This is a genomic window from Plantibacter lichenum, assembly GCF_050587525.1.
In the GTDB taxonomy this organism is placed as follows: Bacteria; Actinomycetota; Actinomycetes; order Actinomycetales; family Microbacteriaceae; genus Plantibacter.
On sequence record NZ_JBOBFT010000001.1, the window covers coordinates 439,949 to 465,483 of the forward strand.

At 68.9% G+C, this 25,535-nt stretch carries 18 protein-coding genes; 14 read left to right on the forward strand and 4 right to left on the reverse strand.

Annotation, left to right across the window (positions count from 1 at the left end; genetic code table 11):
• The first annotated feature begins 171 nt into the window (after positions 1–171).
• The 6 genes from ACQ3HB_RS01925 (at position 172) to ACQ3HB_RS01950 (ending at position 6,492) form a co-directional block, all read left to right on the forward strand.
• Positions 172–528 carry a hypothetical protein gene (locus ACQ3HB_RS01925; RefSeq protein ID WP_430917225.1) on the forward strand — a complete coding sequence of 119 codons (357 nt, stop codon included), beginning with the start codon at positions 172–174 and terminating at the stop codon, positions 526–528.
• 194 nt (positions 529–722) lie between these two features.
• Positions 723–2,366, forward strand: coding sequence for a beta-N-acetylhexosaminidase (locus ACQ3HB_RS01930; protein ID WP_430917227.1), 1,644 nt, complete (start codon positions 723–725; stop codon positions 2,364–2,366).
• A gap of 224 nt (positions 2,367–2,590) precedes the next feature.
• Positions 2,591–3,823, forward strand: a complete 1,233-nt coding sequence (locus tag ACQ3HB_RS01935) for a rhamnosyltransferase WsaF family glycosyltransferase (protein ID WP_430917229.1) — start codon at positions 2,591–2,593, stop codon at positions 3,821–3,823.
• Between the two features lie 93 nt (positions 3,824–3,916).
• Positions 3,917–4,789 (forward strand): polysaccharide deacetylase family protein, encoded by an 873-nt coding sequence (locus ACQ3HB_RS01940; protein WP_430917231.1) that lies wholly within the window; start codon positions 3,917–3,919, stop codon positions 4,787–4,789.
• Positions 4,790–4,869: 80 nt separating this feature from the next.
• Positions 4,870–5,613 (forward strand): dienelactone hydrolase family protein, encoded by a 744-nt coding sequence (locus ACQ3HB_RS01945; protein ID WP_430917233.1) that lies wholly within the window; start codon positions 4,870–4,872, stop codon positions 5,611–5,613.
• Between the two features lie 267 nt (positions 5,614–5,880).
• Complete coding sequence (locus ACQ3HB_RS01950) at positions 5,881–6,492, forward strand: dihydrofolate reductase family protein (RefSeq protein ID WP_430917235.1); 612 nt, start codon at positions 5,881–5,883, stop codon at positions 6,490–6,492.
• A 289-nt stretch (positions 6,493–6,781) separates the two neighbouring features.
• Here ACQ3HB_RS01950 and ACQ3HB_RS01955 read toward each other — a convergent pair whose 3' ends face one another.
• On the reverse strand, positions 6,782–8,173 hold the full coding sequence (locus ACQ3HB_RS01955) for a glycine--tRNA ligase (RefSeq protein WP_430917237.1): 1,392 nt from the start codon (positions 8,171–8,173) through the stop codon (positions 6,782–6,784).
• 213 nt (positions 8,174–8,386) lie between these two features.
• Here ACQ3HB_RS01955 and ACQ3HB_RS01960 point away from each other — a divergent pair, with 213 nt between their 5' ends.
• Positions 8,387–9,700: an alpha/beta hydrolase gene (locus ACQ3HB_RS01960; RefSeq protein ID WP_430917239.1), complete on the forward strand. Its 1,314-nt coding sequence runs from the start codon at positions 8,387–8,389 to the stop codon at positions 9,698–9,700.
• A gap of 75 nt (positions 9,701–9,775) precedes the next feature.
• Positions 9,776–10,522 (forward strand): YoaK family protein, encoded by a 747-nt coding sequence (locus tag ACQ3HB_RS01965; protein WP_430917240.1) that lies wholly within the window; start codon positions 9,776–9,778, stop codon positions 10,520–10,522.
• A 69-nt stretch (positions 10,523–10,591) separates the two neighbouring features.
• Here ACQ3HB_RS01965 and ACQ3HB_RS01970 read toward each other — a convergent pair whose 3' ends face one another.
• A complete protein-coding gene (locus tag ACQ3HB_RS01970; RefSeq protein WP_430917242.1) occupies positions 10,592–11,551 on the reverse strand; it encodes a helix-turn-helix transcriptional regulator in 960 nt (319 codons plus the stop codon).
• A gap of 394 nt (positions 11,552–11,945) precedes the next feature.
• On the opposite strand from ACQ3HB_RS01970, the gene ACQ3HB_RS01975 reads away from it, so the two are divergent.
• The 3 genes from ACQ3HB_RS01975 to ACQ3HB_RS01985 all read left to right on the forward strand — a co-directional run bounded on the left by ACQ3HB_RS01975 (position 11,946) and on the right by ACQ3HB_RS01985 (position 15,913).
• Positions 11,946–12,323 (forward strand): PLDc N-terminal domain-containing protein, encoded by a 378-nt coding sequence (locus ACQ3HB_RS01975; RefSeq protein WP_430917244.1) that lies wholly within the window; start codon positions 11,946–11,948, stop codon positions 12,321–12,323.
• 280 nt (positions 12,324–12,603) lie between these two features.
• The gene (locus ACQ3HB_RS01980) at positions 12,604–14,271 is read left to right on the forward strand and encodes an MFS transporter (protein WP_430917245.1); all 1,668 of its coding nucleotides are present in this window, start codon (positions 12,604–12,606) and stop codon (positions 14,269–14,271) included.
• Positions 14,272–14,380: 109 nt separating this feature from the next.
• Complete coding sequence (locus ACQ3HB_RS01985) at positions 14,381–15,913, forward strand: leucyl aminopeptidase (protein WP_430917246.1); 1,533 nt, start codon at positions 14,381–14,383, stop codon at positions 15,911–15,913.
• A gap of 101 nt (positions 15,914–16,014) precedes the next feature.
• On the opposite strand, the gene argG is transcribed toward ACQ3HB_RS01985, so the two are convergent.
• Entirely contained in the window at positions 16,015–17,454 is a 1,440-nt protein-coding gene (argG, locus tag ACQ3HB_RS01990) for an argininosuccinate synthase (protein ID WP_430917248.1), read from the reverse strand.
• 241 nt (positions 17,455–17,695) lie between these two features.
• Between argG and ACQ3HB_RS01995 the strand changes: the two genes are divergently transcribed.
• Entirely contained in the window at positions 17,696–19,504 is a 1,809-nt protein-coding gene (locus ACQ3HB_RS01995; RefSeq protein WP_430917250.1) for a carboxylesterase/lipase family protein, read from the forward strand.
• A gap of 308 nt (positions 19,505–19,812) precedes the next feature.
• On the opposite strand, the gene ACQ3HB_RS02000 is transcribed toward ACQ3HB_RS01995, so the two are convergent.
• The gene (locus ACQ3HB_RS02000; protein ID WP_430917252.1) at positions 19,813–21,792 is read right to left on the reverse strand and encodes a M13 family metallopeptidase; all 1,980 of its coding nucleotides are present in this window, start codon (positions 21,790–21,792) and stop codon (positions 19,813–19,815) included.
• Positions 21,793–21,886: 94 nt separating this feature from the next.
• Between ACQ3HB_RS02000 and ACQ3HB_RS02005 the strand changes: the two genes are divergently transcribed.
• Together ACQ3HB_RS02005 and ACQ3HB_RS02010 are read left to right on the forward strand one after the other, a co-directional pair.
• Positions 21,887–22,318: a DUF1801 domain-containing protein gene (locus ACQ3HB_RS02005; RefSeq protein WP_430917254.1), complete on the forward strand. Its 432-nt coding sequence runs from the start codon at positions 21,887–21,889 to the stop codon at positions 22,316–22,318.
• A gap of 107 nt (positions 22,319–22,425) precedes the next feature.
• A complete protein-coding gene (locus ACQ3HB_RS02010; RefSeq protein WP_430917256.1) occupies positions 22,426–25,515 on the forward strand; it encodes a VTT domain-containing protein in 3,090 nt (1,029 codons plus the stop codon).
• Positions 25,516–25,535: the final 20 nt, after the last annotated feature.

The window sequence follows — 25,535 nt, forward strand, 5'->3', positions numbered from 1 at the left end:
CGGATTCGCCGACGTCCGAATCGAAGGAGTTGCGCGCAACGAGCGGAGGGACCGGCGGAGCGCACGTTGACAGTGCCCCCGCGCCAGGATTACTGTGAGTGCGGGGATTTGCAACGGGCGTTGCGTAGTTTGCAACCTGAGGCGAAACGCAGGGTGATGAGAGCAGCAACGATGAGCATGCACGCCGGTGGATCCGACCACGCCACGACGCATCCGTTCCGTGACGGCCGCCATGCCCCCGCGACCCTCGCATCGCTCCTCCCGGCCTGGATCCGCGACGAGGACGACAGCACGATGCTCGACCGTCTCCGCGACCAGCGCACCACGACGCGTCTCGAACTCGAGCACACGACCGTCGACTGGTCCGGGGTCTGGATCGCCGCCGTCTCCCATCCAGATCTCGCGGAACTCGTCGGCCGGAACGTCGCCGAACTCGCGAGCGAAGCCGGTCAGACGGCCGCCGAGGTCGTGACCGACACGCTCATCGCTGACCGGCTCTCGACGAAAGTACTCACCGAGCTCCACTGAGCACGTCGCCCTCGATCTGCGACTGTCGGGGCCCTTCGACAGGCTCAGGGACCGGGCCACCGCTCCCAGAGCGTCCGGACCCAGAGCGTCTGGTCCCTGAGCCTGTCGAAGGGCACGACACCGCCCCACCCGAACCACCCGCCCCACCCGAACCGCAAGCCCCACCCGCATCCACCACTCGAGGAAGACTCCGCATGCTCCCCCAGCCAACCTCCGTCCGACCGCTCGACGGATCGTTCACCCTCGCCGAGGAGACCGCCCTGGGCGGCGACGTCCGCTTCACTTCGGCGATGCGCTGGCTTCGCGGCGTCCTGCAGGCGTCGACCGGCTTCGAGTTCGCAGCACCCGATGCGGGCAGCACCCCCACGGGGACCGCACCTGCCGGCATCGACTTCGCGTTCGAGGACGGCCTCGACGCCGAGGAGTACCGCATCAGGGTCGACGCGTCCGGCGTGCACATCACGGCCTCCGAGCCCGCCGGCGCGTTCTGCGCGGCCGTGACCGTGACCCAGCTGCTCCCGGCGGCGGTCAACCGCCGCGGACGCATCGGCGTCCAGGACTGGCGCATCGAGGGCGTTTCGATCGAGGACGCCCCGCGCTTCGGCTGGCGCGGCGTGATGCTCGACGTCGCCCGCCACTTCATGCCGAAGTCCGACGTGATGCGCTTCATCGACCTCGCCGCCCGCCACAAGCTCAACGTGCTCCACTTCCACCTGACCGACGATCAGGGCTGGCGCATCGAGATCAAGCGCTACCCGCGGCTCACCGAGGTCGGCGGATGGCGCACCGAGAGCCAGGACGGCGCAGCGCGCGAGGTCGGCGGAGACGGGCGCCCGCACGGCGGCTTCTACACGCAGGACGACCTCCGCGAGATCGTCGCCTACGCCGCCGACCGCTTCGTCACGGTCGTCCCGGAGATCGACATCCCCGGCCACGCGCGCGCCATCGTCACCGCCTACCCGGAACTCGCCGTCTCGGACGTCGAGGACGAGGAGCACGCCGTCTGGACCCGCTGGGGCATCAACGAGACAGTCCTCAACATCGAGGAGTCGACGGTCCAGTTCTTCCGGAACGTGTTCGACGAGGTCATGGACGTCTTCCCCGCCGCATACATCGGCGTCGGCGGCGACGAGGCGAAGAAGGTCCAGTGGGAGCAGAGCGCCTCCACGGCCGCGCGGATGACCGAGCTGGGGCTCGCGAACGCCGACGAGGTGCAGTCCTGGTTCATCCACCAGCTGGACGACCACCTGACGGCCGCCGGACGCCGACTGTTCGGCTGGGACGAGATCCTCGAGGGCGGGCTCGCTCCCGGCGCCACGATCGCGTCCTGGCGCGGCCTGCGCGGTGCGGTCGCCGCTGCGAAGTCGGGTCACGACGTGGTCGCCTGCCCGGACGACAAGGTGTACCTCGACTACCGCGAGTCCGAGCACCCGGGCGAGCCGACCCCCGTCGGCCCGGTCCTGACGGTCGAGGACGTCTATGCGTTCGAGCCCGTCCCCGAATCGCTCACCCCCGAGGAGGCGCTCCACGTCATCGGCGGTCAGGCGAACATCTGGACCGAGCACATGGACACCGCCCGCGTCGTCGACTACCACGCGTTCCCGCGCCTGTGCGCCCTCGCCGAGGTCGTCTGGCATCGGGGGGAGCGCGACTTCACTGCGTTCTCGGAGCGCCTCGAAGCCCACCTGCCGGTCCTTGAGGCGCTCGGCGTCGAGTACCGACGCGCCGACGGCCCCCGCCCGTGGCAGGAACGCCCGGACGCCCCCGGCCGCCCGACGACGCTCGAAGCCCGCCTCGCCCTCGTCGCCGCGATGACCGAGAACATCGCCGTCGAGTAGCGTCCGCGCCCTCCCGTCAGCATCGCCCGTCCAGCCCGCGGACTGCGGTCGTCGCTGCGCCGGTTCCGTCCCGGCCAGCAGCGACCGACAGTTCGCGGGCTGTTCAGATATGGTCCTTCCGGTTGACGTTTTCGTTATCCGCCGGGCGCTATCGTTGCGATGACATTGGATATCGCGCGGTCTCCCCCGAAGGGGCCGTGTGTGCGAATCACGGGGGAATCACCATGGGTGCACTCAACGACGGCCTGCGCGCGGTCAAGGCGGAGGGCATCCGCTCAACGCTCTGGCGCACCGGGAACTATCTCAACGGCCGGTTCAATCCGATGCGGAAGAACCACGTCGACCTGTATCCGAGCGATGCGATCGCCGCCGACTGGACGATCCCCCGGAACTTCAACGCGGAAGCGTTGCCGGCTCGCCCGTACGACATCGCCTGGTTGATCTCACCGCCCAGCCGCACCTCGGGCGGGCACCAGAACGCGTTCCGGTTCATGGAGTTCCTCGAGCAGGCCGGGCACCGGCTGACGGTGTACCTGTACCAGGCGTCGCCGATGCCGGCGGTGGACATCGACGGCATCCGGGCGATGATGCGCGCCTCGAGCGCCTACCCGGACCTGCAGGCCGAGTTCGTCCGCTACGACCCGGCCACGGGCATCGCCCCGGGCGCGGACGTCGTGGTGTCCTCGGACTGGCAGACCGCGTACCCGGCCTACCGCTACGCGGGTCCCGCGAAGCGGTTCTCGTTCGTGCAGGACTTCGAGCCCTGGTTCTATCCCGCGAGCAGCCAGTACGTCCTCTCGGAGAACACCTACCGGTTCGGCTTCCACGGGTTCTCCGCCGGGCGCTGGCTGGCGCAGAAGGTCACCGACGAGTACGGGATGAGCTGCGACCACTACGACTACTCCGTCGACAAACAGCACTACTCCCACACCAACGATGCACCCCGCACGGAGATCCTCTTCTACGCGCGCCCGCCGACCCCGCGCCGCGGGTGGGAGATCGGTGAGCTCGCGCTGACCGAGTTCCACCGGCTCCGCCCGGACGTGACGATCAACCTCGTCGGCTGGGACATGTCCGGGTACGACGTGGCCTTCCCGTTCGTGAACCGGTCGGCCATGGACATCGATCAGCTCAATGCCGTCTACAACCGGTGCGCGGCCGGCCTCGTCCTGTCCCTGACCGACATGTCCCTGCTGCCGCTGGAAGTCATGTCCTCCGGGGTCGTGCCCGTCGTGAACGACAGCGAGAACACCCGCGGCGTCCTCGACAGCGAACACATCGAGTACGTTCCCCTCTCCCCCGCCGCGATCGCCCGGAAACTCGTCGAGATCATCGAACGACCAGATGCCGTCGAGCACTCCCGCACGATCGCCGCATCGATCACCGCGAAGGACTGGTCCGACCCGGGTCGGGTCTTCGTCGAGCGCTTCGAACACGCGATGCAGACCTCCCTCTGAGCCGGGACAGACGAGCGAGGCGACATGGGGGCGCATCATCCGGGGCCACGGCACGCGCGGCAGGACCGGCAGGGCGTTCGCAGACGTGTGTTCATGGGCGCCGCGTTCGGTGCGTTGGGTGTCGCCGCCCTCGGAGCCGGGGCTGCGGCACTCACCGACGACGGCCTGACCACGCTGCTCGGAGGTGCCGCCCCGACGAGCACCGCCGCAGCAGGGGGACGACCGGCGCCAACGGGCCCGGCGTCGGCGCCTCCGTCCGAGACGCCGGTTCCCACGCCGACGCCGACGCCCACGCCCACGCCGACCGGCGTCAGGTCCGTCGCGCCCGCCATCGAGCGGGTGGCGCTCCCCGGCCCCGGGCACGGCATCTCCAGCCTGCCGGTCGCCGGCCCCTACATCGCCTGGACGGTGGACGACGGAGCCGACGCGAACGTCATCCACGCCTACGCGACGTTCGCCAAGGAGACAGGCACCAGACTGACGTTCTTCCCCAACGCCAAGTACGAGGGGTGGACGACGCACGCCGGGCTCATCCGGCCGCTCGTCGAATCCGGCCAGATCACGATCGGCAACCACACCTACGACCACACCGACCTCACCTCGCTGAGCGATCAAGGCATCATCGACGAACTCACCCGCAACGAGGCGGCGCTCGTCGCGCTCTACGGGGCGGACCCGAAACCGTTCTACCGGCCACCGTTCGGGTACCGGAACGACCGGACGGACGCCGTCGCAGCCAGCATCGGCTACACGACACCGGTCATGTGGTACGGATCGATCGCGGACTCCAGCTTGATCTCCCCCGACCAGCTCCTCGGCTTCGCGGACACGTGGTTCCAGCCCGGGAGCATCGTCATCGGCCACGCGAACTTCCCAACGGTCACGACCGTGTTCCCGCAACTGCGCAAACTGCTCCTCGACCGAGGCCTGCAGACGGTGACCCTCCGGGACGTCTTCCTCACCTGACGCCCCGCCACGCGGCCCGTCCCGAGTCGCGCACCGGACGGGTTCAGCGAACCGGGAGCCGGCGCTGAAACACTGGCGACATGACGACCATCACGCTGTCCAGGGACCTCACCGCCTATCGCGCCGACCCGCCGAAGGGCGTCGAGCTCCGCGGCGCCATCGTGCTCATCCACGAGATCTGGGGGCTCGTCCCGCACATCACCGATGTCGCGGACCGCCTGGCTGCGGAAGGGTACCTGGTCGTCGCACCCGACCTGCTGAGCGGCGTCGGCGTGACCCCGGACGTCGGCGAGGAGCTGCAGGCGGTGCTGTTCAGCGGCGATGAGGCGACGCGCACCGCCGCCCAGCCGCGACTCCGCGAGCTGACCGCACCCGTCCACGCTCCCGAGTTCGCCGCCGAGGCCGTCCCCGCCCTCGGGAAGGTCGTCGACCTGCTGTTCGACGAGCCTGGCGTGGACGGTCGCATCGCCGTCATGGGCTTCTGCTTCGGTGGCGGCTACAGTTTCGCCCTCGCCGCGGCGGATCGTCGCATCCGCGCCGCCGTCCCGTTCTACGGCTACCCGCCCGAACCGGCCGCTGTCACCGCAATCGCCTGCCCTGTCCTCGCGTTCTACGGCGATGAGGACGAACGCCTCATGAAGACGCTCCCCGAGCTCACCGAGACGATGGAGGATGCGCGCGTCGAGTTCACCGCGACGGTCTACCCCGGCGCAGGACACGCGTTCTTCAACGACTCGAACTCCATCACCTACCGGGAGGACGCTGCGGCCGACGCCTGGGCGAAGACCCTGGCCTTCCTCGACGGGGCGCTCGGCAACGCCTGAGGTCCCTTGCCGTCGACTCATTCCGGCGTCTGGCCGTTCACAACTCAGGAGCGTCCCGGCGTGACGCGGCGGTCGGACGGCGTGTCGCGCGCGACACGCCGCGGCCGTCCTGAGTTGTGAACAGGGAGCCGGGCTCGGAGGTGGGCGGATGGTGCCGGCAACGAGGGCAGCAGCGGGCACGATGGCGGCGGACGCACGTCGGCCTGGCGGGGAGCGGACGGCATCGATACGCTCTCCGCATCGGCGATGCCACGAGGAGGCACGGCAATGAAGCTCACACTGACGGAGTTCGTCTCGCTCGACGGCGTCGCCCAGGGCCCAGGATCACCGGACGAGGACACGAGCGACGGGTTCAGTCGCGGCGGCTGGTTCGTCCCGTACATCGACGAGTCCTTCATCGGCATCGTCACCGGATGGTTGGAGGAGGCCGACGGGCTCCTGCTCGGCCGCCGCACGTACACGGCGTTCGCTCGCGACTGGCCGCCGATGCTCGACCCGGACGACCCCGTCTCCGTGATGATGAACGGACTGCCGAAGTACGTCGCGACGAACACGCTCATCGAGGCCGGCTGGGCGCCGTCGACGATCCTGTCGGGCGATGTGGTCGCACAGGTCGCAGAGCTGAAGAAGCGGCCAGGACGCGAACTGCAGATCCACGGCAGCGCGCGGCTCGCCCACTCGTTGCTCACCGCGGGCCTCGTCGACGAGGTGCGGCTCGTCATCGCACCGGTCGTCGTCGGAGCGGGTCGACGGCTGTTCCCGGACGGCGCGGCACCCGTCGGCTTCGAACCGCTCAGCAGCCGGACGACCCCTGGCGGCTTCACGATCCTGCACCTGGCGGCGACCGGGGAACCCGCGTTCGACACCTACGGGACGTGAGCATCCGGCCCTGCGATCCCGGAGTTCCTGTTCACAACTCAGGAGCGCCGCGGCGTGGCGGGATGATCGCGCGGCGTGTCACGGCCGACACGCCGCAGTGCTCCTGAGTTCTGAACACGTGCACTTCGACAGGCTCAGCGAACGGGTGCAGGCCCAGCGAACGGGTGCAGGCCCAGCGAACGGGTGCAGGCCCAGCGAACGGGCGCAGGCCCAGCGAACGGGGCGCGGACGACGACGGCCCACGGGAGCACCGTGGGCCGTCGTCGTGCGGGATGCGTCGTGCGCGGGGCTAGGCGCCCTTGAGGCGTTCCGCGAGGTACGCGCTCAGTTCGTCGATCGGGACGCGCTCCTGGAGCATCGTGTCGCGGTCGCGGACGGTGACCGCGTTGTCCTCGAGCGAGTCGAAGTCGACCGTGACGCAGTACGGCGTACCGATCTCGTCCTGGCGGCGGTAGCGGCGGCCGATCGCGCCCGAGTCGTCGAAGTCGATGTTCCACTGCTTGCGGAGGTCGTCACCGATCTGACGAGCGAGCGGCGACAGGGCCTCGTTGCGCGACAGCGGCAGCACGGCGGCCTTGACCGGAGCCAGACGCGGGTCGAGGTGCAGGACCGTGCGGGTCTCGACCTTGCCCTTGGCGTTCGGCGGGAGCTCCTGCTCCTCGTACGCGTCGACGAGGAACGCCATGAGCGCACGCGTCAGACCGAACGACGGCTCGATGACATACGGCACCCAGCGTTCGTTCTTGGCCTGGTCGAAGAAGGAGAGGTCCTTGCCGGAGTTCTCGGCGTGGGTCGCGAGGTCGTAGTCGGTGCGGTTCGCGACGCCCATGAGCTCGCCCCACTCACTGCCTGCGAACCCGAACTGGTACTCGATGTCGACGGTGCGCTTGGAGTAGTGGGCGAGCTTCTCCTGCGGGTGCTCGAACCAGCGGATGTGCTCCGGCGTCATCCCGAGATCGATGAACCACTCCCAGCACAGGTCCATCCAGGTCTGCTGCCACTCGTCGTCCGTGCCCGGCTCGACGAAGAACTCGATCTCCATCTGCTCGAACTCGCGCGTGCGGAAGATGAAGTTGCCCGGCGTGATCTCGTTGCGGAACGCCTTACCGATCTGGCCGATGCCGAACGGCGGCTTCTTGCGTGACGTCTGGAGGACGTTCGCGAAGTTCGTGAAGATGCCCTGCGCGGTCTCCGGACGGAGGTAGTGCAGTCCGGTCTCGTCATCGACGACGCCGAGGAATGTCTTCAGCAGACCCGACATCTGACGGATCTCGGTCCACTGACCGACCTTCTCGGGGTGCTCGGGGTCCGGGATGTCGGCGAGCCCGTTGACGGGCGGGTGTCCGTGCTCGGCCTCATACGCTTCGAAGAGGTGATCGGCACGGTAGCGCTTGTGCGTGATGAGGGACTCGGTGAGCGGGTCGCTGAACACCTTGACGTGACCGGACGCCTCCCAGACGGGCGTCGGCAGGATGACGGCGGAGTCGAGGCCCACCATGTCGCCGCGGCCGCGCACGAACGCGTTCCACCACTGCTTCTTGATGTTCTCCTTGAGCTCGACGCCGAGCGGCCCGTAGTCCCACGCCGACCTCGTACCGCCGTAGATGTCTCCGGACGGGAAGACGAAACCTCGGTGCTGGGCCAGGGTGATGACCGAATCGAGGCGGGACTGCTCTGCCATGGTGCTCCTCTGCGCCGCTGGGGATGCGGCTTGTGCTGCGTGGTGCTGACGCCTGGCTGGCGCCCGCTCCCAAACGCCTCTCATCCTACGGGCGCGTGGGCGGAGGATGCGAAACGAGCGCCCGCCGCCGAATCACGCCGATCCACGGCTCATCTTCAGGATTGAATGACCCTCCTGTGTGATTCTCATGAAGGCCTTTCTGAACGGAGTCGGATGAACTGGTTGTGGCGCATCGATGTGGTGGACGGTCCCGTGGTCTGGGGACTGCGGATCGCCAGCATCGCGGCACTCGCGTACGTGTTCTTCCGGCGGCGGGGTGGTCGCGTCTGGTACCTCAGCGCGATCGGAGCGCTGGCGGTCGGCGCGCTCATCGGCCTGGGGGTCGTGTGGCTGCTCTTCGACGTGTTGAACACCTTCAACAGCCCGCTCATCAGCGGGGTCAGGCGATGGGCGGTACTCACGTTCGCCGGTGTCGCACTCGCCCTGCTCGGGGTGTTCTGGCGCGGACGGTGGTGGAGGCGCCTGCTCTCGGCGCTCGCGATCATCGTGTTCCTGCTCACGGGGTTCGTGGGGATCAACCGTGCGTACGGGCTGCAGACGACGATCGGGGCCGTGTTCCACATCAACACCGATGAGACGGTGAACGTCATCCATCCTCCGAAGGAAAGTGCATCCGTCGAACCGAAGTCACCCCTCTACACGAGGTGGAAACCGCCGGCAGACATGCCGTCCGTCGGGCAGCACGGACCGTTGCCCATCGACCAACAGGTGCCGAACACCGCCTCAGGGTTCCCCGCCAGGCCTGCGGAGGTCTACTACCCGCCTGCCGCGCTGGTGCAGAATCCTCCAGCCCTGCCGTTCGTCCTGATGATGATGGGCCAGCCGGGCGATCCGGACTCCAAGTGGATCGGCGCCGCCCTCGACAAGATCTCCGCCGAGCACGACGGGCTCGCCCCGATCGTCCTCGTGGTGGACCAATTGGGCGACCCGGCCCAGGACCCGCTGTGCATCGATGGGAAGCTCGGCAACGTCGAGACGTACGTGATGCAGGACGTGGTGCCGTGGGTGCAACAGAACCTGCACGTGATGAAGCATCGGGATGCCTGGACCGTCGCGGGGTATTCGGCCGGCGGCGGCTGCGCCCTTTATTTCGGCGCGAAGTACCCGAAGACGTTCGGCAACATCGTCAGCATCTCCGGTGAGGTCTACTCCGGTGCTGAATCGGCTGAGGCCAACCTGCAGTCGATGTTCGACGGCGACCAGGCAGCGTACGACGCGATCAAACCGACGACGATCTACCAGACCACGTCCTACCCGGACACGCATGCGTACTTCTCGGCGGGGTCGGCGGATCCCGCGTACGTCGAGTACATGAACGAGGCCGCTGCATCCGCCTCGACAGCCGGCATCCACGCGGAGACGTTCGTGGTCCCGGGAGGCGACCACGTCATCGGCGGCCTGACCGGCGGTCTCGACCTGACCCTCCGCGCCCTCTATCCCCGGCTCGGCCTCGCCCCTCCTCCCTAACCCGCCCTTCCCGAGGCACGTGTGAGAATGGGCGATGCCGCGGCGGCGGCAGGCGCGAGCGGGAGGCAGGACCGGATGGCAGAACCGAACGCAGGAACCCGCGCATCGCTGCGGCTGCTCGCCGGGTCGAAGCACGGTGCGGCGCTCCCCTACCTGCTGCTCGCGCTGACCTTCGTGACCGGACTCGTCGACGCCGTGAGCGTCCTCGAACTCGGCCGGGTCTTCGTCGCGAACATGACGGGCAACGTCGTCTCGATCGGCTTCGCGATCGCCGGCGCTCCCGGCTTCTCGCTCTGGGGCTCTGCGCTCGCGTTGGCAGGCTTCGTTGCCGGGGCGACGATCGGAGGCGGGATCGTCGCTCGGGTGTCCGTACCGCGCCGGACGATGCTCCGGAACGTCCTCCTGATCGTCGTGCTCTTCTTCATCGCGTCGACCGTCATCGCGTGGACGACCGATGACGCCGCGGGGCCGCTCGCGCAGAACGCGATCGTCGTCCTCACGTCATTCGCACTCGGCCTGCAGAACGCCGCCGTCCGACACCTCGCGGTCCCCGACCTCACCACGACGGTGCTGACCATGACGATCACGGGCATCGCGGCCGACATCCGTTCCGGTGATCGCATCGCCGTCACGCGACGTGCGTTCGCCATCGTGTCGATGCTCCTCGGCGCGACCGCGGGCGGCTTCATCGTGCTGCACCTCGGTGTGACGGTCGCCCTCGCCGTCATCGTCGTCGTCCAGCTCGTGGTGGCGGCGTTCCTCGCGTTCCTCCCACCCGACCCCGGCGCTCCCGCTGCCGAGGGGTCGCGAACTGCGGGTTGAGGACGCCGGCACCCACACGATGGGACCCCTCGGCAGAGATGGGTGGGCACGGGGCCGGGGAGACAGAAGCTAGGGACGGGCTGGGGACGACGCGGCGGCGCGGTAGGCGCTGGGGAGCATGCCGTAGCGGGACTTGAACGCGGTGCGGAGCTCGAACGCGGACCCGAAGCCCGCACGGGCGGCGAGCTCGCCCATCGTGATCGTCGCAGCGCCGGGGCCCGCGAGGTAGAGGGCGGCGGTCTCGGCACGACGCGCGGCGATCTCCCCGGCGATCGACGTCTCGCTGTCCTGGAACGCGCGCTGCAGATGCCGCAGCGACACCCCGAGCGGAGCGGCCACGGTCTTCGGCGACAACGCGGGATCCCGATGCCGTTCGGCGATGTACGTCATCGCCCGGCTGCGCAATCCCACGCGCAGGTCCTCGCTGTCCATCGCGTACCCGCCCGCTTCGAGCAGCATCCCGACGACGAGGTCCTCGACCGCACGGCCCGCGACGAGCAGTCCTGGTTTCGTCGGATTCCACGCGGCGTCCGCGATGGCGAGTCCCAACTCCCGCAGCGGCGCACCGAGCGATGTCGGCGGCCCGCCGAACCGGAATCGATGCGCACTCAGCTGGATGCCGCGCTCGCGAAGGCGACTCTCCGGCATCCGGATGTTCAGCGCCCGGGTGCTCTCGAGCGCTGACAGGTTGTAGCCGGAGAGGTCGGTCGCGACGAAGACACCGCCGCGGTTGAGCGTCGCCTCGGTGCCGCCGTTGGGGCCGAAGTCGCACGTGCCGTCGAGCACGAATCCCACGTGCACGGTACCGGTGGACTGCGCATCCTCACCACGGATGCGGATGGCGGACTGTGTGGTCCGCATCACAACCGTGTCGCCGAGGATGCGAGACTGAGCGGAGAAGTGGAAGACGGAGTCGGAGCGGGTCCAGAAGCCCCTCGCGACCCGCTCGACCCGCTCCTCGGGAACCGGGAACGGCGAGGTCTGCTCGATGATGTGGCGCATCGCGCGTTTCGAGATGGGCTTCCACATGGGTTGGTCCTTGCTCGGCGTCCCTGGGCGGTTCGACCCGGCCGCCGAGTCGCGCTCAGGCCGTCCTGAATTCCGTTGCGGGATCGTCATGAACCGCGATCCCTCCCGGAGCGTACCGCGAGCGAACGGGTCCGGGTGAAATCCCTCGGAGAGCCGGGAGGCGTGTCGCAGAACTGCTTCGGACGAGCGATGCAGGTTCTCGCGCCACCGTCACAGCACTTCTGCGTCACAACACGTGGCGGATATCTGAGACGGTCCTACAGTCGAGCCAACAGACGACGCAGACTGCCCGAGTCCGGCCGTCACGCACGGGGCGACCCGGGCTGATGCGCCGCCTCTCCTCCGATGCCGGCATCCCGGCCGGCTCTGCAGCGCTCGAAAGGCGATAACGCACGTGAACTTCCTCGACGCCCTCTGGCTCATCATCGTGGCCTTTTTCTTCATCTCCTACATCGGCATCCTCTTCGCGATCATCCGCGACCTCTTCCGCGACGGCAGCCACAACGGCTGGTGGAAGGCCGTCTGGATCGTCTTCCTCCTCTTCGTCCCGCTCCTCACCTCGCTCGTGTACCTCATCGTGAACTCGCGCGGCATGGCCGAACGCGAGGCCGCCTCCGTGCAGCACCACCGCGCCGAAGCAGAGACCTACCTCAAGGACGTCGTCGGCCGCAGCGCCGCAACCGAGATCGCGGACGCCGCAGCACTCCTGCAGGCCGGAACGATCACCGAGGCCGAGTTCCAGACGCTCAAGGCGAAGGCCATCGCGGCCTGACCAGCGCTCCGGGCAGCCGGTCGTTCGCCTCCTGAACGGCCGGCCCCGGAATCACCCTCCCACCGGGGAAACAGCTCCGCTACGGTGATCTCAGATCAGCACCACAGCACCACAGGCACCACAGCACCACAGCACCACAGCACCACAGCACCACAGCACCACAGCACCACAGCGCCACCGGCACCACAGCGCCGCACCGCCGAAAGCGCCACCGGCGTCACAGCAGTACGCGGGCCCTGAGCACACAGGACCTGAGCAGACAGAGCACAAGGAGCGGTCGATGAGCGCGAGCACAGTCCCAGCCGGAATCCAGACCACCGAGAAGGCCTCGTGGCTTCCGCTCATCGTTGTGGTCCTCACCCAGATCCAGGCATCGTTCGCAGTCAACGCGCTCACGGTGTCGATGGGCGGCATCACGACCGACCTCGACACCCCGGCGACGACGATCGGCACCGCCATCACGGCAGGCACCTTCGCCATGGCGGCGTTCATCCTGCTCGGCGCGAAGATCGGCGCCAAGTTCGGTACGCGACGGGTCTTCCAGATCGCGGTGGTCATCCACGGCGTCGCGATGGCGCTCGTCGCACTGAGCGTCAGCCCCGCCATGCTCTTCATCGCGCAGGCCGCGTCCGGCGCCGTCATCGCCCTCATCGCACCCGCGCTCACGGTGTTCATCGCCTCGAACTTCCGCGGTGAGCAGCAGGGCAAGGCAATCGGCTTCCTCGCGGCGGCCATCCCCGCGGCGGGTGTGCTCGCCCTCCTCATCGCCGGCACCTTCGCGTCGACGATCGGGTGGCGGTACTCCTTCGCGCTCGTCGCCGCCCTCGCCGTCGTCAACCTGCTGCTGAGCTTCAAACTCAACGTCGTCCCTGCACACCCCGCCCTCACGATCGACTGGGTCGGCGCGATGCTCGCAGCAGTGACGATCATCCTGTTGAGCTTCGGCTTCAGCGGCCTCGGCTCCTGGGGGCTCTGGCTCGCCGAGCCCGGCGCGCCGTTCTCCATCCTCGGCGTCTCGCCTGCCCCGATCCTCATCATCCTGGGCGTCATCGGCGGCCAGGTCTTCTTCTCCTGGCTCAGGAAAGGCAAGGCGCAGGGCGCCCCGCGCATCTTCGACCTCGACGTCCTGAAGACCGGAGCAGAACGGGCGGTCACGCTGTGCATGGCGATCATGCTCTTCGTCGGCACCGCAGGGAACTTCCTGATCCCGCTCTACATCCAGGTCGTGCAAGGCCGGTCGAGCTTCGAGACGTCGATCGCGATCATCCCCTACACGCTCTCCATCTTCATCGCGAGCACCGTCGTCGCGACCCTCTACACACGGTTCAGCCCGCGACAGATCGCACGCTTCGGATTCATCGTCGTGGCGCTCGGGCTCATCATCCTCGCGCTCACGATCCGCAACGAGTGGGAGCAGGCCCTCGTCATCATCGGTCTCATCACGCTCGGCCTCGGCCAGGGCTCGATCGTCGCGCTCGTCTTCAACACGCTGCTCTCCGCCGCCCCCAACCGTCTCGCGGGCGACGTCGGCGCCTGGCGCGGTCTCGTGCACAATCTCTCGGGCAGCGTCGGCATCGCAGTCGCGTCCGTCTTCGCGGTCGGCCTCCTCAGCTCGATGGTCCTCACGGGCGTGTCCGACAGCCCGGAGCTGAACGAGGAGCTCACCTCGCAGGTCAACCTCTACGACATCAACTTCGTCTCCAACGACCACCTCCACGACGTGCTCGCCGGAACGGACGCGACGCCGTCGCAGGTCGACGCCGCGGTCGCCCTGAACGAGGAATCGCGCCTCCGAGCACTGCACCTCTCACTCCTAGCCCTCGCCTCCCTGTCGCTGCTCGCGATCATCCCCGCGGGGCGCATGCCTGGCCGGATGACCGGGGAACTGCCCGAGGACATCGATGCGCCCGCCGCCGGTGGGGTTGATACGGTCGATACCGTCGAGTGACCAGAGCCGCCGGAGACGAGCAGCTTCGACATGCCCCTCGCGTTCTTCGCCTGCTCGCCTCCAGCGCCTCCCCTCCACACACCGACATCGACAGGAAAGCAGTCAGACGATGAACCCTCGGCCACACAAGCTGATCCCACCGAGCTTCAGCCCGACCCCATCCCGCGCACCCGAGAACGCCGTCGGCATCCTCGTGGTGAACGCGCTCTCGACGAGCCTCGACGTGGTCGGCGTCGCCGTCGAACCGGACGGCTCCGTTCCAGCAGCGGTGGGCGTCGACTTCGCGACGCTCGCGGCAGCCGGGTTCCACGGCGAAGTGGGCCAGACCTTCCTCCTGCCGCAGCAGAACGGGCCCGCGCACCTCGTGTTCGGAGTCGGGGCAGCCGATGCTCGCTCCGCTTCCGTCCTCCGCGACGTCTCCGCGTCGTTCGCGCGCGGGGCCGGCGCGTACGCACGCATCGGGATCGACCTGCGCGAGACGTTCGCCCTCGGTCCAGCCGTCATCGGCCAGATGGTCGCCGAGGGAGCGCTCCTCGCCCGCTACCGCTACACGCCGCTCAAGGCCGACCCGAAGCACGTGCCCCTCGTCTCGCTCGATGTCCTCGCGGCCGCCGGCGACGCCCAGGAGGTGACCGCGGGCACCCGTCGCGGCGAGATCCTCGCCCGCGCCACCAACCTCGCGCGCGACCTCGCAAACACGCCCCCCGGACACCTGACGGCAACAGACATGGGCGACGTCGCGCTCGAGGTCGGCGAGGCGCACGGCCTCGACGTCGAAGTGTTCGACAAGCAGCAGCTCATCGAACTCGGCTGCGGCGGCCTGCTCGGCGTCAACGCCGGCAGCGTCGAGGAACCGCGCATGATCCAGCTGCGCTACACGCCGAAAGCGGAGAACGGAGCCACGATCGAGCCGACGGGTCACCTCGCCCTCGTCGGCAAGGGCATCATGTACGACTCTGGCGGCATCTCCCTCAAGCCGTCCGATCCCATGCACCTGGCCATGAAGATGGACATGGCCGGCGCAGCTGCGGTTCTCGGAGCGATGACGGCCCTCGCGGACCTCTCCTGCCCCACTGCGGTCACGGCGTTCCTCATGTGCACCGACAACATGCCGTCCGGCTCGGCGACCGTCCTCGGCGACGTCCTCACCCTGCGCGGCGGAACGACCGTCGAGGTCAAGAACACCGATGCGGAAGGTCGGCTCGTCCTGTCCGACGCGCTCGTCCTCGCGAGCGAGGAGCACCCGGACGCGATCGTCGACATCGCGACCCTCACAGGGGCGGCGCTCATGGCGCTCGGCACGAAGACCGCGGCCGTCATCGGCAACGACCAGGGTGTCATCGACCGCGCCGTCGCCTCCTCGAAGACGACCGACGAGGGCATCTGGCAGCTACCGCTCGAACGCAGCTACCGGAAGCAGCTCGACTCGGACGTCGCCGACATCTCGAACATGGGCGGCAAGTACGCGGGCGCGACGATCGCCGCCCTCTTCCTCGCCGACTTCGTGGGCGACACCCCCTGGGCACACCTCGACATCGCCGGCACGATGCAGGTCGAAGCCGACGAGTCGTGGCGTCCCAAGGGTGCGACGGGCTTCGGCACGCGCCTGCTCGTCGACCTCGCGGAGACCTTCACGAAGTAGCTCGTGGTCGGCGCACCACGCACCGCAGCGACGTGAAACGGCTCCGACCCTGCTGGGTCGGAGCCGTTTCACATGACGCAGAGCGCCGAGCAGAGCAACCGTCAGTCGGTGCCGGAGTCGAACGCAGCACCCTCGGACGCCAGGTCCGTCGCGCGGTCGAGGGCGTCGGTGGAAGCATCGATCGCCTCGCCGCCGAGGATCTCCTCGGCCTCGCCGACCTGCAGCTCACCGACGAGCTCGGCCGTCGGACCACCGACGAGACCTGCCGCAGCGTACTGCTCCAGGCGCGAACGCGAATCCGCGATGTCCAGGTTCCGCATCGTGAGCTGACCGATCCGGTCGTCCGGGCCGAACGCCGCATCGCCGACGCGCTCCATCGAGAGCTTGTCGGGGTGGTAGCTGAGGCTCGGACCCGTGGTGTCGAGGATCGTGTAGTCGTCGCCGCGACGCAGACGGATCGTGACCTCGCCGGTGACGGCGGAACCGACCCAGCGCTGGATGGACTCGCGCAGCATGAGCGACTGCGGGTCGAGCCAACGGCCCTCGTACATCAGGCGGCCGAGACGGCGACCCTCGTTGTGGTAATTCGCGACCGTGTCCTCATTGTGGATCGCGTTGATGAGCCGCTCGTACGCGATGTGGAGGAGCGCCATGCCGGGAGCCTCGTAGATGCCGCGGCTCTTCGCCTCGATGATGCGGTTCTCGATCTGGTCGGACATGCCGAGCCCGTGACGGCCGCCGATCGCGTTCGCTTCCAGGACGAGCGCGACGGCATCGGTGTATTCGACGCCATTGAGGGCGACGGGACGGCCGCCTTCGAAGCGGACCGTGACGACCTCGGAGGCGATCGCGACGTCTTCACGCCAGAACGGGACGCCCATGATCGGTTCGACGATCTCGATGCCGGAGCTGAGCTCCTCGAGGCGCTTGGCCTCGTGCGTCGCGCCCCAGATGTTGGCGTCGGTGCTGTACGCCTTCTCCGTGGAGTCGCGGTACGGGAAGTCGCGGGCGACGAGCCACTCGCTCATCTCCTTGCGGCCGCCGAGCTCGTTCACGAAGTCGACGTCGAGCCACGGCTTGTAGATGCGCAGGCGCGGGTTGGCGAGCAGTCCGTAGCGGTAGAAGCGCTCGATGTCGTTGCCCTTGTAGGTGGATCCGTCGCCCCAGATGTCGACGCCGTCCTCCTTCATGGCGCGCACGAGGAGGGTGCCGGTGACGGCGCGGCCGAGCGGCGTGGTGTTGAAGTACGTCTTGCCGGCGTTGCGGATGTGGAATGCACCGCACTGGAGGGCGACGAGGCCCTCTTCGACGAGTGCGCTCTTCGCGTCGACGAGGCGGGCGATCTCCGCACCGTACTCTTTCGCGCGGTCCGGAACGGCGCCGATGTTGGGCTCGTCGGCCTGCCCGATGTCGGCGGTGTAGGTGCACGGAACGGCACCCTTCTCGCGCATCCAGGCGACGGCGACGGAGGTGTCGAGGCCTCCGGAGAAGGCGATGCCGACACGCTCGCCGACGGGGAGACTGCTCAAGACTTTGGACATAAGGAAAACTCTACGGTTTCCGGGCGATCCCCACGAATCTGGGGTGGTTCCGATCGGGTGGGGCAGCGCGATGCGCTCGCGCCGGCGCGGGTCTCCGCCGCGAGCGCGGGGTGGGTACGGCCCGCGCTCACGGCACCGGGTAGCGGGTGCGCGAGCGCATCGCTCTGACCGAGCAGGCAGGCGGCTGGCTGGCTGGCGCAAGCCCCTTCCGCGAAGAGGCGTGACGGCGCACGCTGACAGCATGACGGATCGAGGGGCGGCGAACGGCGAACGCCGCCTCACGCTCCCGGCACGGTTCCGCCGAACCGAACCGACGGGCGACGGCCTCGAGGTCCGCGTCACCGGGGGGCGCATCCGCGGAGTGCGCGAAGGCCCGATGCGCGTCTGGCGCGGCGTCCCGTACGCGGCGCCACCGATCGGACCATTGCGGTTCAGGGCGCCGCAACCGGTCGTCCGCTGGAACGGCGTCCGCGACGCCGGCTCGTACGGCGACATCGCGACCCAAGCACTCCACGGCCAGTTCCGCGGCATCGGCCCGGGCGTCCCGTCAGGAGAGGACTGCCTCACGGTCAACGTCGTCTCCGCGGCGAAGCCGAGCAGGCGCGGGCGCCGACCCGTTCTGGTCTTCATCCACGGCGGCGGCTACAGCGCGGGATCGTCGCGCGACTTCTCGGGGCAGGGCCGCGGATTCGTCCGCACGGGCGACGTCGTCTACGTGAGCTTCAACTACCGGCTCGGCGCCCTCGGCTACCTCGACCTCTCCCGCTACTCGACCTCGCGGAGGCCGATCGACAGCAACCTCGGCCTCCGCGACCAGGTCGCGCTCCTCCGTTGGGTGCGCGCCAACATCGCTGCGTTCGGCGGCGACCCGCACAACGTCACGCTCTTCGGGGAGTCCGCGGGAGGCAACGCCGTGACGACCCTCATGACGCTCCCGTCCACGCGGCATCTGTTCGCCAGGGCGATCGCGCAGAGCGCTCCCCCGAACGCCGTGTACCCGGCGGCGCTCACGGCGGAGTGGGCGGAGGAGTTCGTCGAACTCGTGCGGGAGCAGGCGCACGGCGGGCGCAGGCGGTTCGGCACCGGGAGGGCGGGTGGCGGCGATGCGCGGGCGGGTGCGGTCGATGGGCGGACAGGCGACACCACTGCGCGGCGGAGCGACGGCAGGAGTGGCTCCGACGGCAACGCACGCGCCGGAGACGGTGCCGGAACCGCTGCTGGAGCCAGTGCTGGGGCCAGTGCACCCACGCGCGAGGATCGCTCCGAGGACATCGCCGCGATGCTCGATCGCACCTCTGCGACCGACCTCGTGACCGCTTGCCTCACCCTCCAGGAGCGGACTCCCGACCGATTCCCGGGCACGTTCCCGCTCGCCCCCGTCGTCGACGGCTCGTTCGTGCGAGAGCATCCGATGCGTGCGTTCGCGGCCGGGCGGGCGCATCGCATCCCGCTCATCATCGGCACGAACGATCGCGAGGGCACCCTGTTCCGTGGGCGGATCGACATCCTGCCCCGGTCCGCCGGACGGATCAGGGCCGTGTTCGAGAACGCGCCGGAGGCCGCACGATCGCCGATGCGGGACGCGTACCCCAGCCTGCCGGCACGCGCGGCGGCCGCGGACTTCGCCGGCGACTACGCGTTCTGGTACCCGAGCGTCCGCGTCGCAGACCTCCACTCACGCTATGCGCCCGTCCATGCCTACCGCTTCGATGTCGCACCGCGCCTGTTGCGGATCGTGGGACTCGATGCGACTCACGGCATCGAGATGCACGCCCTCTTCGACGAGGTCGACAGCACCTTCGGGCGCACGATGACCGCGCTCGGCGGACGTGAGTCGTACTCGGCGGCGGGGAGCCGGATGCGCGATGCGTGGCTGCGCTTCGCTGTGGGACGGCCGCCGGCGGACGACTGGCCGAGGTACACGGAGGACGAACGGCGGACGCTCATCATCGGCGCGGTCGACCGGGTCGAGGCCGATCCGCGGAGCGGCCGCCGGCGCGCCTGGTCCGCCTTCCTGCCGCTGCCGGCTCCGGGCGGCACCGGTCCCTGAGGCCGTCGGCACCCGGTCCCTGAGATCGTCGGCACCCGGTCCCTGAGATCGTCGGCACCCGGTCCCTGAGCCTGTCGAAGGGCGCACTTCGACGGGCTCAGTAGCCGGGAAAGCGCCCTTCGACAGGCCAAGCGACCGAGCACAACTCCTTCGATCGGCACGGTCACCGCCGTCGAAACCCCGGTTTTCTGCGGAAGTCGACGGCGGGCCTGTCCGGATCGAAGGAGTTGTGCTCGATGACGCTTCGACAGGCTCAGCGACCGGGACACAGGCTCAGTGACCGGCCGGGGCTCAGCGACCGGAACGGGCTACCAGATGGTGACGCGGTCCTCCTCGGGGAGCCACAGCGCATCGGTCTCGGTCACATCGAACGCCTCGTAGAAGGCATCGATGTTGCGCACGATCTGGTTGCATCGGAACTCGTTCGGCGAGTGCGGATCGATCGACAGGAGACGGATGACCTCCTCGTCGCGGCCCTTCTGCTGCCACGCCTGCGCCCAGGAGATGAAGAACCGCTCAGCGCCCGTCAGGCCGTCGACGACCGGCGGCTCCTCACCGTCCAGCGAGATCAGGTACGCCTTCCACGCGATGCCGAGTCCGCCGAGGTCGCCGATGTTCTCGCCGATCGTGAGCGCACCGTTCACGTGATGGTCGGGCGTCTGCTCGGGGGCGAGCGCGTCGTACTGCTCGATGAGCGAGGCGGTCCGTGCCTCGAACGCCGCACGGTCCGCTTCCGTCCACCAGTCCGTGAGACGACCGTCGCCGTCGAACTTGGAACCCTGGTCGTCGAAGCCGTGCCCGATCTCATGACCGATGACCGCGCCGATCGCACCGTAGTTGGCGGCATCGTCACGCGTCGCCTCGAAGAACGGGAACTGCAGGATCGCAGCGGGGAACACGATCTCGTTGAATCCGGGGTTGTAGTACGCGTTGATGGTCTGCGGCGTCATGAACCATTCGTCGCGGTCGAGCGGCTTGCCGATCTTGCCGAGCTCACGGTTGAGCTCGAACCGGCTGGCCCGACGCAGGTTGCCCGTGAGGTCGTCTGCCGAGAGTTCGAGCGCTGAGTAGTCGCGCCACTTCGCCGGGAAGCCGATCTTGGGCGTGAACTTGTCGAGCTTGTCAAGGGCGCGCGTGCGGGTCTCCGGGCTCATCCACTCGAGCTTCTCGATGCTCTGGCGGTACGCCTCGACGAGGTTCGCGACGAGCACGTCCATCGAGTCCTTCGCGGCCGGCGGGAAGTGGCGCTCCACATAGACACGGCCGACGGCCTCGCCGAGGAGGCCCTCGACGAGCGAAACGCCGCGCTTCCACCGTTCGCGCTGCTGCGGCGTGCCCGTGAGGGTCTTGCCGTAGAAGTCGAAGTTCGCGGCGCTGAACGCCTCGGACAGGTACGGAGCTGCGCCGTGGACGACCTTCCAGAACAGCCAGTCCTTCCAGTCCGCGAGGCGCTCCTCCGTGAGGAGCTCGCCGAGGCCCTCGATGAAGCTCGGCTCACGCACCACGATCTCGTCGAACGCTCCTGCGGGGGCGCCGACGGCGTCGCGCCACACGTTGAGGTCCGGACCGCTGCCGTCCTCACCGGCGGCGAGCGCCGCGGCATCGGCCCAGCTGTAGAGGTTGTAGGTCTTCTCGCTGTCGCGCGTGGCGACCTTGTCCCAGTGCTTCGAGGCGATGTCGGTCTCGAGGGCGAACACCCGATCGGCGCGGGCGGCGGCATCGTCGATGCCGGCGAGTTCGAAGATCGTCTGGATGTGCGCGCGGTACGCCTCACGGATGGCTGCGAAGGAGTCCTCGCGGAAGTAGCTCTCGTCGGGGAGGGTGATGCCGCCCTGCTCCGCGAACACGAGGTAGCGCTCCGGGTTGCCGGGGTCGTTGTCGACGAAGAGCTGCAGGAACCCGCCGACGCCCTCAGCCTCGAACTCGCCGGACAGCTGCAGGAACTCCTCGACCGAGCCGACCGCGGCGACGCGTTCGAGCTGCTCCGCGAGCGGCTGGGCGCCGAGGCTGTTGGCGCGGTCGACGTCCATGAAGCTCGCGTAGAGCGCACCGATCTGGCGGCCTTCGAGGCCGTCTGGCGAGGACTGCGACTCCTCGATGATCGTGCGGACGTTGTTCTCCGCTTCCTCCGCGAGCTGGTGGAACGAACCCCATCGCGCCTTGTCGTCGGGGATCTCGGTGCGAGCCATCCACTTGCCCGTCACATGGCGGAAGAGGTCGTCCTGGGGACGCACCGCCTCGTCCAGTTCGTCGATTCGGATGCCGGATTCGAGAGGGGCGTCAGTCATGCAGTTCAGCCTAATCCCCGCGTCCCCGGGAGCGGCCTGAACATGTCCTGAAAGGTCTCGGACGGTCGCCGGAAGGACGCTGGGATACTGGAGCATGGACATCGATGCCGGCGTCGCGGAGCTGCTCGCCACCGTCACCCACCGCGGACGCAGACGGGACGCGGACACGCTCCTCGAGCTGTTCGGGCGGGTCACGGGCGAGGAACCGCGGATCTGGTACAAGACGATCATCGGGTACGGCCAGTACCACTACCGGTACGCCAGCGGGCGCGAGGGCGATGCCGGAGCCGCGGGATTCTCACCGCGGAAAGCGGCGACGTCGATCTACCTCCCGGACGGCGTCGGCGCGCACACGGGACGGCTCGCGAAGCTCGGCCCGCACACGACCGGCGTCGGCTGCCTCTACCTCAAGAACCTCGAACAGAACGACGTCGCTGTGCTCGAACGGATCGTGACCGACAGCTATCGGACGGTCACCTCGGGCGTCTACGAGCTCCGCGCCCGCGACGGCGGAACAGGCGAGTAAGGACGAGCCGAAGGCGTTCCGACCACCTCCTGGCGGATTCCGGTGCCCGCACCCCGCCAGGAGGACTAGCGTTGAGCCACCATCGTCGGGTACGGAAGGGGTGACGCTTGGACTGGTTGGCCGCCATCCCGCCCGCCGCGCTCCTCGGCGTCGTCTTCGTCGTCGTCGCCGTCGAAAGCCTCGGAGTCCCACTTCCCGGCGAAACCGTCCTCATCACGACGACCCTCCTCGCGGCGACGAGCGGACTCAGCCCCGTGTGGGTCGCAGCAGCGGCGGCTGCGGGAGCGATCATCGGCGATTCCGTCGGGTACTTCATCGGCAGTCGGTACGGGAGACGCATCATCTCCGTCCTCAACCGGAAGTTCCCCAAACACGTCGGCCCGAAACGCCTCGGGGTGGCCGTGCACCTCATGCGGCGATGGGGGCCGTGGGCCGTGTTCTTCGGCCGGTTCGTCGCCGTCCTCCGCATCTTCTCCGGGCCGCTCGCGGGCATGTTCCGGATGCCGTACCCGATCTTCCTCGCGGCGAACGCGGCCGGCGGCATCATCTGGGCTTCCCTCGTCGTGACCGTCGTCACCCTCCTCGGCAAAGCCGCGACCGAGATCCTGCACCGCTTCTCCTGGGCGGCGCTCGCCATCGCGGGAGTCGTCGCCATCGTCATCGCGATCGTCGTCGTCTACCGGGCGAGACGCCGTGCCGCCAGCGGTCAGGCCCCTGAACCCGTCGTCTCACTCACCAAGGAAGAGCTCGACGAGCTGCTGTCGCCAGAAGGCGCGGTCTCGCTCCGAGCCGCCTCGGACGAACGGGTGCGCGATGTCGCGGGTGCGGCGGACGCCGTCGCGGGCAGCGGCGTGATCGCGCGCGGCGGGTCCACAGCGCCAGGCAGCACGTCCGGATCCGTCAGCGGCACCACGCCGACGAGCGGCATCGAGATCGGCGTCCCTGTACCACCCGCACGACCGGCCGCCGATCTGCGAGCCGCCGTCCGCTACGTCTTCACCCCGCTCCGTTGGGCGTTCACGAACGCCCCCGCGACCTCCGGCTTCCTCATCGTCTTCATCGCTCTCGGCGTCGTCACGGAGGGCCTCTGGCGTCCGATCCACATCGCGAGCTGGTACTCGTCGGTCGCCTTCGGCGTGCCGAGCTTCCAGGACGGCCACTGGTGGACGATCTTCACGGGCATGTTCCTGACGACCGGGCCGGCCGCGTACGTCATCGCGATCCTCGGCATCGGCGTCTTCGGCGGCTGGGTCGAGGTCCGGTTCGGCACGCTGCGGGCGGCGGCGATCTTCGTCGGCGGGCACCTCATCGGCATCCTCGGCGCCGTCGGATTCGCGCTCCTCTTCGCGCCGACCGGCTGGGAGTGGGCACAGACGCTCACCACGACCCTCGACGTGGGACCCAGCTGCGGCATCCTCGCGTGCATCGCCACCGCGACGGCGTTCATGCGCTCCCCGTACCGCCTCCGCTGGCGGCTGCTCCTCATCGCGTGGGTGTCGATCGCGGTCCTCTACGTCGGCCACATCAGCGACCTCGAGCACTTCATCAGCGTCATCGTGTTCGTCATCGTCGCCCGGGTGATGGTCCGCGAGCACCGCAGCACGAGCCGGCCGACGGAACGCGACTGGCGGCTGTACGCGGTGGCCGGCCTCGTCATCCTCGGCGTCGTCCAGATCCTCATCACCCTCGTTCCGCTCGAAGGCCCGCTCGGCCCGACGACGCTCACGCAGGGCACCTGGACAGACGTCCTGTTCGACACGATCGCGATCATCGTCATCGTCAACTGGCTGCGCCGCGGGCACCGCTGGGCGTGGTGGGCGGCGATGGCGCTGACGGTCGTGAACCTGCTCGTGACGGCGCTGCTCGTGACGCTCATCCTGGTCGCCGGCGTGACCCTCGACTTCGCCGCGGTGTGGCTGTCGACGACCGTGCTGTGGATCGCGGAAGCGGCCCTCCTCATCGGCTCGCGGCACGCGTTCCGGGTGAGTTCGAACCAGACGCGGCGGAGGCTCCCCGATGCCATCGGGCCGGGCGCGCGCCGCTCCCGTCGCATCGCTTCCGGCCTCCTCGCCGAGCACGGTGGCGGGCCCCTCGCGACCGTCGCCCTCCGGCCCCAGAACCGCGTGTTCCTGACGCCAGACGAGCAGCACGCGATCGGCTACCAGCAGCACGGCGGGGTCGCGTTGGCGATCGGTGATCCGATCGGCGCTGCGGCGGGTCGGGCCGAGGCGATCGCAGCATTCGCGGATGCGGCGGAGCGCGTGGGGCTCACGCCGTCGGTGTTCGCCGCGACCGACCCCGCCGATGCGCCGGAAGGATGGCGGGTGTCGCCGCTCGGACGGGATCTCGTGGTTCGGCCCGCCGACATCGACGGCTCCGGCATCAGCTCTGACTCGGGCTCTGGCTCGGGCTCCGGCTCGGGCTCCGGCTCGGGCTCCGGCTCGGGCTCCGGCTCGGGCTCCGGAATCAGCTCCAGCTCCGCAGTGCGTGCGCTTGATGCGGCCGTGCGGGACTACGGGCTGCGCACGGTGGTGCGACCGCTCGCCGACCAGACGTGGGAGATCCGCAGCCAGGCTCGCGCGCTCGACTCCGTCTGGACGACGGACAAGCACGTGCCGGAACTCGGTCTGACGGTCGGCGGGAGCAGCGGGAGTCTGCGCGAGGTCGCACGGACGTCAGCCGTTCTCGACCGCACCGGGACACTGCTCGCCGCCGTGACGTGGTTGCCCGTCGACGGTCCTGGAGGAGTCGTGACCGGGTGGTCGCTCGATCTCGTGGTTCGGGCGATCGACGGTGGCGATGAGCACTCCGGGGCGGCAGCCGGGGACCTCGTCGGTCGCCCGTCTCTGGACGACGCGGTTCGGATCGCCGTGCTCGCGGCCTGTCGTGCCTTCGCGGCCGAGGGCGCGCAGACCGTGTCGCTCGCCCCGTCGGGACTCGGACAGGACCACACGGAACCCGATGGCGTCGCCGTCCGGGCGATCGCCGGCATCGCATCGAGGGTGGAACCGCGGTACGGCGCAGAGGATCTCGCAGCGTTCGCTGCAGAGCTCGGCGCCGAGACCGTGCCGCTGTACCTGTTCTGCCGTGAGGACACCGATCAGCCGCGCGTCTCCTACGCGATCGCGCGAGGGTTCCTCCCCGCAAGTCGGCTCGGTGATCTCGCGAACCTGAGCGGCGCCCTCCTGACGAGGTAGTCGGCCCCCGTGCGCGTTCT

Bases quoted from the DNA above. Each gene is read 5' to 3' on its own strand.
- ACQ3HB_RS01925 (WP_430917225.1), top strand. From the start codon at position 172: ATGAGCATGCACGCCGGTGGATCCGACCACGCCACGACGCATCCGTTC.
- ACQ3HB_RS01930 (WP_430917227.1), top strand. From the start codon at position 723: ATGCTCCCCCAGCCAACCTCCGTCCGACCGCTCGACGGATCGTTCACC.
- ACQ3HB_RS01935 (WP_430917229.1), top strand. From the start codon at position 2,591: ATGGGTGCACTCAACGACGGCCTGCGCGCGGTCAAGGCGGAGGGCATC.
- ACQ3HB_RS01940 (WP_430917231.1), top strand. From the start codon at position 3,917: ATGGGCGCCGCGTTCGGTGCGTTGGGTGTCGCCGCCCTCGGAGCCGGG.
- ACQ3HB_RS01945 (WP_430917233.1), top strand. From the start codon at position 4,870: ATGACGACCATCACGCTGTCCAGGGACCTCACCGCCTATCGCGCCGAC.
- ACQ3HB_RS01950 (WP_430917235.1), top strand. From the start codon at position 5,881: ATGAAGCTCACACTGACGGAGTTCGTCTCGCTCGACGGCGTCGCCCAG.
- ACQ3HB_RS01955 (WP_430917237.1), bottom strand. From the start codon at position 8,173: ATGGCAGAGCAGTCCCGCCTCGATTCGGTCATCACCCTGGCCCAGCAC.
- ACQ3HB_RS01960 (WP_430917239.1), top strand. From the start codon at position 8,387: ATGAACTGGTTGTGGCGCATCGATGTGGTGGACGGTCCCGTGGTCTGG.
- ACQ3HB_RS01965 (WP_430917240.1), top strand. From the start codon at position 9,776: ATGGCAGAACCGAACGCAGGAACCCGCGCATCGCTGCGGCTGCTCGCC.
- ACQ3HB_RS01970 (WP_430917242.1), bottom strand. From the start codon at position 11,551: ATGTGGAAGCCCATCTCGAAACGCGCGATGCGCCACATCATCGAGCAG.
- ACQ3HB_RS01980 (WP_430917245.1), top strand. From the start codon at position 12,604: ATGAGCGCGAGCACAGTCCCAGCCGGAATCCAGACCACCGAGAAGGCC.
- ACQ3HB_RS01985 (WP_430917246.1), top strand. From the start codon at position 14,381: ATGAACCCTCGGCCACACAAGCTGATCCCACCGAGCTTCAGCCCGACC.
- argG (WP_430917248.1), bottom strand. From the start codon at position 17,454: ATGTCCAAAGTCTTGAGCAGTCTCCCCGTCGGCGAGCGTGTCGGCATC.
- ACQ3HB_RS01995 (WP_430917250.1), top strand. From the start codon at position 17,696: ATGACGGATCGAGGGGCGGCGAACGGCGAACGCCGCCTCACGCTCCCG.
- ACQ3HB_RS02000 (WP_430917252.1), bottom strand. From the start codon at position 21,792: ATGACTGACGCCCCTCTCGAATCCGGCATCCGAATCGACGAACTGGAC.
- ACQ3HB_RS02005 (WP_430917254.1), top strand. From the start codon at position 21,887: ATGGACATCGATGCCGGCGTCGCGGAGCTGCTCGCCACCGTCACCCAC.